Annotated in this window: 7 protein-coding genes; 6 read left to right on the top strand and 1 reads right to left on the bottom strand. The window is 70.7% G+C overall.

Annotation, left to right across the window (positions count from 1 at the left end):
* Positions 1 to 763: 763 nt before the first annotated feature.
* The 4 genes from HG543_RS46645 to HG543_RS46660 all read left to right on the top strand — a co-directional run bounded on the left by HG543_RS46645 (position 764) and on the right by HG543_RS46660 (position 7902).
* Entirely contained in the window at positions 764 to 1939 is a 1176-nt protein-coding gene (locus HG543_RS46645) for an efflux RND transporter periplasmic adaptor subunit (protein ID WP_169351434.1), read from the top strand.
* Positions 1936 to 5121: an efflux RND transporter permease subunit gene (locus tag HG543_RS46650; protein WP_169351435.1), complete on the top strand. Its 3186-nt coding sequence runs from the start codon at positions 1936 to 1938 to the stop codon at positions 5119 to 5121. The genes HG543_RS46645 and HG543_RS46650 overlap by 4 nt, the downstream gene beginning before the upstream one ends.
* A gap of 75 nt (positions 5122 to 5196) precedes the next feature.
* Complete coding sequence (locus HG543_RS46655) at positions 5197 to 6327, top strand: serine hydrolase domain-containing protein (protein WP_169351436.1); 1131 nt, start codon at positions 5197 to 5199, stop codon at positions 6325 to 6327.
* Positions 6328 to 6414: 87 nt separating this feature from the next.
* Positions 6415 to 7902 carry a hypothetical protein gene (locus HG543_RS46660; protein WP_169351437.1) on the top strand — a complete coding sequence of 496 codons (1488 nt, stop codon included), beginning with the start codon at positions 6415 to 6417 and terminating at the stop codon, positions 7900 to 7902.
* Between the two features lie 251 nt (positions 7903 to 8153).
* Here HG543_RS46660 and HG543_RS46665 read toward each other — a convergent pair whose 3' ends face one another.
* A complete protein-coding gene (locus tag HG543_RS46665; RefSeq protein WP_169351438.1) occupies positions 8154 to 9083 on the bottom strand; it encodes an AraC family transcriptional regulator in 930 nt (309 codons plus the stop codon).
* Positions 9084 to 9262: 179 nt separating this feature from the next.
* On the opposite strand from HG543_RS46665, the gene HG543_RS46670 reads away from it, so the two are divergent.
* Positions 9263 to 10000 (top strand): SDR family oxidoreductase, encoded by a 738-nt coding sequence (locus tag HG543_RS46670; protein ID WP_169351439.1) that lies wholly within the window; start codon positions 9263 to 9265, stop codon positions 9998 to 10000.
* A gap of 11 nt (positions 10001 to 10011) precedes the next feature.
* A complete protein-coding gene (locus HG543_RS46675) occupies positions 10012 to 10509 on the top strand; it encodes a carboxymuconolactone decarboxylase family protein (RefSeq protein ID WP_169351440.1) in 498 nt (165 codons plus the stop codon).
* Positions 10510 to 10608: the final 99 nt, after the last annotated feature.

Below are 10608 nucleotides of genomic sequence, written 5' to 3' on the forward strand. Positions count from 1 at the left end.
ATCCCCACCCCCCCGCGCGCGGATGCCGGGCTTCACAATCCGTTGCGGCCTTCGCGCAAGGGTGATTAGTAACCCGCCATGTTCCATTTCGTGGCCGGACACACCCCCTATCCGTTCCAGGCGCCAGAGGCTGGCGCGCGGATGGCCGCCACCACCGCCCGCGCGCTCCCTGCTTCCGGCAGGGCACGCGGCTCCTTCCGCCCCGGTGCGCGACAACGCCGGTGTTGTTGTGAACGCAGCGCCGCGACGCGGGCCCCGTGAGGACTCCGGGCATCCGTCGCGGCTGAGTGCGCGGGTCGCCACCCGCTCTCGACCTTCCAATCGCACCCGTGCTCCACCGGTCACGTCGGCGGAGCCCTTGCCACGTGACGTGAACCACGCTTCGCTGAGCACACCGGCGGGTGTTGGCGGAGCCCTGCTCCGCGTCCTGAACTCTCATGCCTCGCCGGTGTGACTCGGCCGGGGTACAGGCGGAGTCCCGCTCCGTGTCTTGAATCCCGCTCCGCCGGTGTGACCGCCGGCGGGGTACAGGCGGAGCCCTGCTCCGCGTCGTGAATCTCCATGCCCACCGGTGCGACTGCCGGCGGGTACAGGCGGAGCCCTGCTCCGCGTCTTGAACCTCCACGCTCCGCCGGTGACTGCCGGCGGGGCCCAGGCGGAGCCCTGCTCCGCGTCTTGAACCTCCATGGCCGGCGCGACTGCCGACTCGCGGGGAGGCGAGCGCATTCGTGCCGGCCGCAGTCCGGAAACACAGGAGTCATCCATGAAGCTGAGACGTGCATTGGTCGGAGCGGCCCTGGTCGCCCCGATGGTGGTGGGGGGCTTCGTCCTCGCGAGCGACGCGAGCGACGCGCCAGGAAGCGCGGGCGGCGCCCAGGCGGCCCTGCCCGAGGTCGTCGTGGCCGAGGTCGTCACACGCTCCCTCTCGGAGAGCGCCGAGTTCACAGGGACGCTGTCCGCGGTGCAGACAGTGGAGCTCCGCCCTCGCGTGGGCGGCTACATCGAGTCCGTGCGCTTCGCGGAAGGAGGCCTCGTCAAGGCCGGGCAGGTGCTCTTCCAGCTCGACGCGCGCACCTACGAAGCCGCGTTCGCGCGAGCAAAGGCGGACCTCACCCAGGCCGAGGAGCGGCTCGCGCTGGCGGAGACGAAGTACGCCCGGGGCGAGAAGCTGCTGTCCGACAAGGTCATCTCCGAGAGCGACTTCGACGTGCTCAAGGCGGATCGCGCGGAGGGCCGGGCGCGCGTCGAGTCCGCCCGGGCCGCCGTGCGCGCGGCGGAAATCGACCTCCACGACACGAAGGTCCGCGCGCCCATCGGAGGCAGGGTGGGGCAGGCGCTCGTCACCGAGGGCAACCTCGTCAGCGGCGGCACCGCTGGCGCGACGCTGCTCACCACCATCGTCTCGGTGGACCCGTTCCACGTCTACTTCGACGTGGACGAGCCCACCTACCTGCGCTTCGCGAGCGCGGGCCCCACGGGCCGACAGGCCGACGGCCGCGTCCACCCCGTGCCCGTGCGTTTGGCGCTGCTCGGAGAGGAGGGCTTCCCGTGGGAGGCGAAGCTGGACTTCCTCTCCAACCGGGTGGACCCGGTGACGGGCACGGCGCGGGCGCGCGCGGTGCTCTCCAACCCGAGCGGCAAGCTCACCGCGGGCCTTTTCGCGCGGGTGCGGCTGGAGACGGGCGCGGCCCGGCCCACGGTGCTCATCGACGAGACGGCGGTGGGTACGGACCAGCTCGGGCGCTACGTGCTGGTGATGCGTCCGGACGCGTCGCTGGAGCAGCGCCGGGTGGAGCTGGGCGCGGCGGAAGGCCGCCTGCGCGTGGTGCGCAAGGGGCTCGCCCCCGGTGAGCGCATCGTCCTCAAGGGGCTCGCCCGGCCCGGCGCGAAGGTGACGCCGAAGCTGGTGGCCATGGCCCAGGAGGTCACGCGGCCATGAAGTTCACCCACTTCTTCGTCGACCGGCCCATCTTCGCGGCCGTGCTGTCGGTGCTGCTGCTCATCGCGGGCGGGCTCGCGATGGTGCAGCTCCCCTTGAGTGAGTACCCCGCCGTCGCGCCGCCCACGGTGGTGGTGAGCACGGCCTACCCCGGCGCCAACCCCCAGGTGACGGCCGAGACGGTGGCCGCCCCGCTGGAGCAGGAAATCAACGGCGTGGAGGGCATGCTCTACATGTCCTCGCAGGCCACCAGCGACGGCCGCGTCACGCTGACGGTGACCTTCGCCCAGGGCGTGGACCCGGACCTCGCGCAGGTGCAGGTGCAGAACCGCGTGGCGCGCGCGCTGCCGCGCCTGCCGCAGGAGGTGCAGCGGCTCGGCGTCGTCACCGAGAAGACCTCCACGGACATCCTGATGGTGGTGCACCTCGTCTCGCCGGAAGGAAAGCTGGAGCCGCTCTACCTCTCCAACTACGCGGTGCTCCAGGTGAAGGACGTGCTCCAGCGCGTCCCCGGCGTGGGCAGCGTGGTGGTGTGGGGCGCGGGCGAGTACAGCATGCGCATCTGGCTGGACCCGGAGAAGCTGGCCGCGCGCAAGCTCACCGCCAGCGACGTGGTGGCCGCCATCCGCGAGCAGAACGTGCAGGTGGCCGCCGGCGTCGTCGGGCAGCAGCCGGACGCCAGCGCGCCCTTCCAAATCACCGTGACGACGCAGGGCCGGCTCGCCAACGAGGAGCAGTTCTCGGACATCGTCATCAAGGTGGGCGAGGGCGGGCAGGTGACGCGCCTGCGCGACGTGGCCCGGGTGGAGCTGGGCGCCAACAACTACGGGCTGAAGGCGCTGCTGGACGGAAAGTCCGCGGTGGCCATCGGCATCAACCAGGCGTCCGGCTCCAACGCGCTCGACGTGTCCGCCGCGGTGCAGGAGCGGATGAAGGAGCTGAGCGCGGCCTTTCCACAAGGCATGGAGTACCGCATCGCGTACGACCCGACCTTCTTCGTGCGCGCCTCCATCCGGAACGTGGTGAGCACGCTCCTGGAGGCGGTGCTCCTGGTGGTGCTGGTGGTGGTGCTCTTCCTCCAGACGTGGCGCGCCTCCATCATCCCGCTGGCCGCGGTGCCGGTGTCGCTGGTGGGCACGGCGGCGGTGATGCACCTGCTGGGCTTCTCGCTCAACACGCTCTCGCTCTTCGGCATGGTGCTCTCCATCGGCATCGTCGTGGACGACGCCATCGTCGTCGTGGAGAACGTCGAGCGGCACATCGCGCTGGGCGCCAGTCCCAAGGAGGCGGCACGCCGGGCGATGACGGAAGTCACGGGCCCCATCATCGCCATCACCTCCGTGCTGGCGGCGGTGTTCATCCCCACCGCGTTCCTCGGAGGCCTCACCGGTGAGTTCTACCGGCAGTTCGCGCTGACCATCGCCATCTCCACGCTGCTGTCGGCGTTCAACTCGCTCACCCTGAGCCCGGCGCTGGCGGGCGTGCTGCTGCGGGGGCACCACGGGCCGAAGGACGGCCTCACGCGCCTCATGGACTGGGCGCTGGGGAGCTGGCTCTTCCGGCCCTTCAACCGCTTCTTCGACCGGGCGTCGGAGGGCTACGTGAGCGCGGTGAAGCGGGTGGTGCGCGTGAGCGCGGTGGCGCTCTTCGTGTACGCGGGGCTGCTCGGCCTGACGTGGGCGGGCTTCGCGCACGTGCCCAGGGGCTTCGTCCCCATGCAGGACAAGTACTACCTCGTGGGCATCGCGCAGCTGCCGCCCGCGGCGTCGCTGGACCGCACGACGGACGTGGTGAAGCGGATGTCGGAGCTGGCCCTGGCCGAGCCGGGCGTGGCGAACGTGGTGGCCTTCTCCGGCCTGTCCGTCAACGGCTTCGTCAACGCGCCCAACGCGGCGGTGGTCTTCACCATCCTGGAGACCTCCGACAAGCGCACCACGGAGGACCTCTCCGCCAACGCCATCGCGGGCCGGCTGCAGGCGAAGTTCAGCACCATCCAGGAGGGCTTCGCCGCCATCTTCCCCCCGCCGCCGGTGCCGGGCATGGGCGCGCTGGCGGGCTTCAAGCTCCAGGTGGAGGACCGCGCGGGGCTGGGTCCGCGGGCGCTCTACGAAGCCACACAGGCGCTCGCCCAGCGGGCCTCGGCCGAGCCCGAGCTGATGGGCCTGATGTCCGGCTTCGAAATCAACGTGCCCCAGCTGAAGCTGGACGTGGACCGCGTGAAGGCGAAGACGCAGGGCGTGCGGCTCGGAGACATCTTCGACACGCTGCAAATCCAGCTCGGCTCGCTGTACGTGAATGACTTCAACCGCTTCGGGCGCACGTACCAGGTGAACGTGCAGGCGGACGCGCCGTACCGCATGCACGCGGAGGACATCGGCCGGCTCCAGGTGCGCAACCAGACGGGAGGCATGGTGCCGCTGGCCTCGCTCGTGGACGTGGCGCCCACCTTCGGGCCGGACCAGGTGACGCGCTACAACGGCTATCCGTCCGCGGACCTCAACGGCATGGCACGCCCGGGTGTCAGCACGGCCCAGGCGGTGGCGGCCATGGAGCGGCTCGCCGCACAGACGCTCCCCGCCGGCATGAGCTTCGAGTGGACCGACCTCACCTACCAGGAGAAGCTGGCCGGCAACGCGGGGCTGCTCGTCTTCCCGCTGGCCATCCTGCTCGCCTTCCTCATCCTCGCGGCGCAGTACAACAGCTGGACGCTGCCGCTGGCGGTGCTGCTCACCGTGCCCATGGCGCTGCTCAGCGCGCTGGCGGGCGTATGGCTCGTGGGCGGGGAGAACAACATCTTCACCCAGATTGGCCTCGTGGTGCTGATTGGCCTCGCGGCGAAGAACGCCATCCTCATCGTCGAGTTCGCGCGCGCGAAGGAGGACGAGGGCATGGGCGTGGTGCAGGCGGCGCTGGAGGCGTGCCGGCTGCGGCTGCGGCCCATCCTGATGACGTCGGTGGCCTTCATCATGGGCGTGGTGCCGCTCGCCATCGCCACGGGCGCGGGCTCCGAGATGCGCCAGGCGATGGGCATCGCGGTGCTCGCCGGCATGCTGGGCGTGACGCTCTTCGGCCTCGTGCTGACGCCCGTCTTCTACGTCGTCATCCGGAAGCTGGAGGTGCGCAAGCCCGAGCCGGAGCCCGCCGTGCTCCCGCCCGGAGCGACGGGCGCCCCGGGGCACTGAGCGTGCACTATGCTGCGGCGGCCCCGGACCTCGGGGCCGCCCGGCGGCCGGACGGGTACCAGGAGGATGCGTCCCATGTCCGTGAGAGCCGCCCTGCCGTGCCTGCTGTTGCTCCTGACCGCGTGCGGAGGAAAGCGCACGCCCACGGGGCCCGGCTCTCCGCCCGACGCGCGGGATGACGGCTGGCCCGTGGCGTCCTTCGAGGACGCGGGCGTCCGGCGCTCCTGGCTGGAGTGGCTGGAGCACGACGTGGCGGAGGGCACGGTGGAGGCGCCGGACTCGGTGCTCATCGCCCGCGACGGGAAGCTCCTCTACGAGCGCTACTGGAACGACTTCACGCGCGAGACGCCGCACGACCTGCGCTCGGCCACCAAGAGCTTCACCTCGCTGCTGGTGGGCATGGCGCACGAGCGCGAGGTGCTGCCGGACCTGGACGCGCCCGTGCTGCCCTTCCTCCCGGACCTCGCGCCGGTGCGCAACCCGGACCCGCGCAAGGAGCGCATCACCCTGCGCCACCTGCTGGAGATGCGCTCGGGCCTGGACTGCGACGACTGGAACGCGCGCTCACCGGGCAACGAAGAGAAGATGTATGACACGGGCGACTGGGCCCGCTTCGTGGTGGACCTGCCCATGAAGGACGAGCCGGGCACGGTGACGCGCTACTGCACGGCGGGCGTGGTGCTGCTGGGGGCGGTGCTGGAGCGCGCGAGCGGCCTGTCCATTCCCCAGCTCTCCCGCGAGTGGCTCTTCGAACCGCTCGGCGTGAAGGACTTCGAGTGGCAGCCCGCGGGCAAGCGGGGCACGGACACCGGAGGACACCTGCGGCTGCGCCCGCGAGACTTCCTGAAGCTCGGCCAGGTCTTCGTCGAGGGCGGGAGGTGGCAGGGCCGGCACGTGGTGTCCGAGGAGTGGGTGACCGCCTCCACCACGCCGCACGGCGACCTGGGCGATTCCCGGTATGGCCTCTTGTGGTGGAGCAACCGCTTCGTCATCCAGGACCAGCCGGTGGACGTGGCGTTCGCGCGCGGCAACGGCGGGCAGTACGTCTTCGTGGTGCCGTCGCTCGGCCTCACCGCGGCCTTCACCGGCAGTCACTACAACGAAGCGGGCTCCGCACTGCCGGTGGTCCTCTTCGGCCGCTACGTCCTGCCCGCGGTGCTCGGCTTCGAGCGCCCGGGTCCGTCCAAGCCGGGCCCGGCGCGCTGATTCGTTGCACCCGGCAACGACTTTCCAGAGGACTGATATGTGGGCCGCGGTCATGCGTTCCGGCCGCATATGACCAGAACAGCTCGCATGAGCAGTGGAGTGATGGCCGCCGGTTTGTTGTTCCTCTCCGCCGCCCCCGCGTACGCCGTGGGCGCGGAAGTGGAAGGCGCCGCGCAGGAGAAGTCGCGGGAGAAGTCCGGCATCAAGGGGCGTCGTTTCGACATCTATCTGAAGGACCGGGAGCGGGTGGAGGTTCCCCACGACCTGTCCGCGGTCTCCATCTACGCATGGGTCCAGACGCGGAGCGGCTTCGTCCGGTACGAGGGGCAGGGGACCGCGCAGGGCACCTTCACCGTCGCCGGTGTGCCCCGGGGCGCCAGGTACTCGCTCTGGGTGGGTGACCTCTACGTCTCGGGCACGGAGCGCGAGCTGGACCTGAGCCGGGAGTACCTCGGGCGTCCGGACGCGGCCGTGCCATCCGAGCCCACGGCGCTCACCTTCAACGTGGACGGCCTGACGCCCTGGCGGACGGGTGACACCCTCCAGCTCTTCTCCGGGGGAGCCGCCACCGCGCTATTCGACGTGCAGGATTCCTTCGAGGCAGGGCCTCTCTCGGAGGGAGACACCCGACTGCAAGGCGCGCTGGTGGACTTCTCCGCCCAGCCCTTCGGGACGCTCATCGACGGGACTCGGGGCGACACGGCCCTCGTGACGCGACTGTCGGCGAAGGTGTCCGGGGACAAGTCCTACCAGGCGGTGACGCAGGTCTTCCGGCCCGCGCCCTTCACGATGGTGGCCGGCCAGGAGACGGTCATCCAGGGGAGCTTCCAGGACGTGCCCCAGCGGGAGCTGCTCGTCTACGACTACCGGACCTCGAGCTTCGACACCCATCTCGCCGACGTCCATCCGCGGGCCGTGCCCTCGGCGACCCGCGCGTCCCTCTTCACGGTGAGCGTCGCGCCCTACACGGCGAAGCACGGGTACTACGCCACCGCCATTCCGGACGTGCTGGCCGCGCCGCTGGAGGAGGGACGTCCGGTGCCCATGACCTACGGCAACCCGTACCCGCGAGACTGGCCGCTCGTCATCAGCTTCGCGCGCTACAGCTCCGTCGCGTTCTCCCTCAACGGGACGCAGCCGTGGGTGGCGACGGGCATGTTCGGAACCACGGCCGAGCTGTCCGGGTCTCCGTACCAGCGCATCGAGCCCCTGATGAGCCCGGTGCGTGACATCCGGGTGGATGGCGTCTCCGCCGACGACGACCAGGCCCTCGGCTCGCTGACGCCGACGCTGCGCTGGGCGCCTCCGGCGGTGGGCCGTCCTGGCAACCACCTGGTGACGTTCTTCCGGCTGACCGAGGACGGCACGCGCACCCGCATCCAGGGCACGGTCACCTTCATGACCGCCGAGCGGGAGCTGACGGTGCCTCCGGGCGTCCTCGTGCCGGGCGCGGCGTACGTGGCGCGCATCCAGTCGCTGCGCGAGGGGAACGTGGACCTGAGCCGGTACCTCTTCCGCCAGGACTTCCCCAACGCGTACGCGTACGCCTTCACGGGCATCCTGCACGCGCCCTGAGCAACCTCCACGGAGACGCGCTGGCGCGACACGGGCGAGGGCGAGCATGGGGGACTCGCTCGCGCCCGTGCACGTCACATACGCACCCTGAGCGCCCTCCACGGAGACGCGCTGGCGCGGGCGAGCATGGGGAATCGCTCGCGCCCGTGCACGTCACATCCGCACCCTGAGCGCCCTCCACGGAGACGCGCTGGCACGGGCGGGCATGAGGGCTCGCTCGCGCCCGTGCACGTCACACCTCGCGCGGAGGGTCAGGAGGCGAGCTGCGTCGCCGGCTGGCCGCGCAGCCGCCGCAGGTCCTGACCGGGCGGCGTCCCGAAGAGGCGGCGGTACTCGCGGTTGAACTGGGACGGGCTCTCGTAGCCCACCCGGAAGCCCGCGGTCGCCACGTCCACGTCGTCGCTGAGCAGGAGCCGGCGGGCCTCCTGGAGCCGCAGTTGCTTCTGGTACTGCAACGGGCTCATCGCGGTGACGGCCTTGAAGTGGTGGTGCAGCGAGGACGTGCTCATGTGCACCTCGCGCGCCACGTCCTCGATGCGCAGCGGCTCCGCGAAGTGCGTCTTGAGCCAGCCAATGGCCCGCGCGATGCGCTGCGCCTGGCTGTTCGCCGAGGCAATCTGCGCCAGCCGCCAGCCGTGCTCGCCCTTCAGCAGGCGGTAGAGGATTTCGCGCGTGGCCAGCGGCGCCAGCGCGGGGATGTCCTCGGGCGTCTCCAAGAGGCGCACCAGCCGGAGCACCGCGTCCAGCAGCACCGGGGACGTCTCACCCAGGAACAACCCCCGTGCGAGGCCCCGCTGGGACGGCGGTGGCGGCGGCCCCGCCTTGAGGACGAGGTCGGCGATTTCGACGGGGTCCAGGTCGAGCTGGAAGCACAGGTAGGGCGCCCGGGGCGTGGCCCGCGTCACCTGCCCGATGACGGGAAGGTCCACCGAGACAATCAGGTGGTGCGAGGCGTCATAGGGGTACACCTCGTCGCCCAGGATGACCTGCTTGCTGCCCTGGGCAATGACACACAGCGCGGGCTTGTAGAGCACGCGCAGCGGCTCGGCGGGCCGCGCGGCGCGAAGGAGGGACACGTGCTCGATGGCCGTCGGGTGGATGCCGTCTCCGGGCGTGAGCCGCTCCACCAGCGCGGCCAGCTCGGCCAGGAGCGCCTGCTTCTCTCGTGGGTTCGTCGCCATGGAGAATCAGACTACTCATCCAGGACGAGATTCCCCACGGTTCCGTGGCGGCTTGCAGAATCAGGCAAGACGCCGCCAGGAATGGTCTACCGCCGGCCGGGTGCGAATCCGTACTCATAGCCTCGTTCCCGGGGCGAATCCGCCACGGGCATCCGGGACACACCCGACGGAGGCACATCATGGCTGGAATCAAGGGAAAGGTCGTCGTCATCACCGGAGCGAGCAGCGGCATTGGCGAGGCGACGGCCCGCCTGCTCGCCAGGCAGGGCGCCCACGTGGTGCTGGGCGCGCGGCGCACGGACAAGCTGGAGGAGCTCACGAAGGCCATCACCGCCGAGGGCGGCTCGGCCCGCTACCGGCAGTTGGACGTGACGCGCCGCGAGGACATGGAGGCGTTCGTCGAGTTCGCGCTCGGCGCGTTCGGCCGCGTGGACGTCATCATCAACAACGCGGGCGTGATGCCGCTCTCCAAGCTGGACGCGCTGAAGGTGGACGAGTGGAACCGGATGATTGACGTGAACATCCGGGGCGTCCTGCACGGCATCGCCGCGGGCCTGCCGCTGATGAAGAAGCAGGGGAGCGGGCAGTTCATCAACCTCTCGTCCATCGGTGGCCACGCGGTGTCGCCCACGGCGGCCGTGTACTGCGCGACCAAGTTCGCCGTCATGGCCATCTCCGAGGGCCTGCGCCAGGAAGTCGGCGGCGACATCCGGGTGACGGTGATTTCGCCGGGCGTCACCACGTCGGAGCTGGCGGACACCATCTCCGACCCCCTGGCCCGGGACACCATGAAGGAGTTCCGCCGCATCGCCATCCCCGCCGACGCCATCGCCCGGGCCATCGCCTACTCCATCGAGCAGCCCGACGACGTCGACGTCAGCGAAATCATCGTCCGCCCCACCGCCAGCCCCTACTGAGAGGAGTCGTCATGCACATCCAGGCTTCATGGTGCTCTGTCGCCCTGCTGTCCCTCGCCCTCGGTGGCTGCGTGCGCGCGATGCCGGCCGCGCAGGGCACGCCGCGCGTCCAGCCTCCCCGGGAGGACCTCTCCACCCGGGAGCGTGTCGCCCGGGGCGAGGCGCTCGTGGCCGGGCTGAACGGCGGCAGGCCCCAGCCGGTGCTGGAGGCCATGCGCCGCGACTTCCCGTTCCTGGCGGAGGCGACCGCCGGCTACGCTCTCAACGACGTGTGGGGGCGCAAGGAGCTGGATGTGCGGACCCGGCAGCTCGCCGCCCTGGCGGCATTCGCATCCCTGGGCCAGCTCGCGCAGTTCAAGGTCCACGCCGGCTATGCGCTGGAGGCCGGCGTGAAGCCGGAGGAGCTCAAGGAAATCGTCTACCTCATCACCGTGCCCGCGGGCTTCCCGCGCGCCATCGATGCCTCGCAGGCCCTGAAGGAGGTCTTCGACGCGCGCGGCCTCCGGTAGGCGGCACTCCCGGGCTCCTGATCCACGGGGCGCCCTGCACCTACATGCCCTCCAGTCTCGAACCCGATGGGGTGGGGTTGCAAATTGGTGATGGGGGCG

This window comes from Pyxidicoccus fallax (genome assembly GCF_012933655.1).
In the GTDB taxonomy this organism is placed as follows: Bacteria; Myxococcota; Myxococcia; order Myxococcales; family Myxococcaceae; genus Myxococcus; species Myxococcus fallax.

Bases quoted from the DNA above. Each gene is read 5' to 3' on its own strand.
- HG543_RS46645 (WP_169351434.1), top strand. From the start codon at position 764: ATGAAGCTGAGACGTGCATTGGTCGGAGCGGCCCTGGTCGCCCCGATG.
- HG543_RS46650 (WP_169351435.1), top strand. From the start codon at position 1,936: ATGAAGTTCACCCACTTCTTCGTCGACCGGCCCATCTTCGCGGCCGTG.
- HG543_RS46655 (WP_169351436.1), top strand. From the start codon at position 5,197: ATGTCCGTGAGAGCCGCCCTGCCGTGCCTGCTGTTGCTCCTGACCGCG.
- HG543_RS46660 (WP_169351437.1), top strand. From the start codon at position 6,415: ATGAGCAGTGGAGTGATGGCCGCCGGTTTGTTGTTCCTCTCCGCCGCC.
- HG543_RS46665 (WP_169351438.1), bottom strand. From the start codon at position 9,083: ATGGCGACGAACCCACGAGAGAAGCAGGCGCTCCTGGCCGAGCTGGCC.
- HG543_RS46670 (WP_169351439.1), top strand. From the start codon at position 9,263: ATGGCTGGAATCAAGGGAAAGGTCGTCGTCATCACCGGAGCGAGCAGC.
- HG543_RS46675 (WP_169351440.1), top strand. From the start codon at position 10,012: ATGCACATCCAGGCTTCATGGTGCTCTGTCGCCCTGCTGTCCCTCGCC.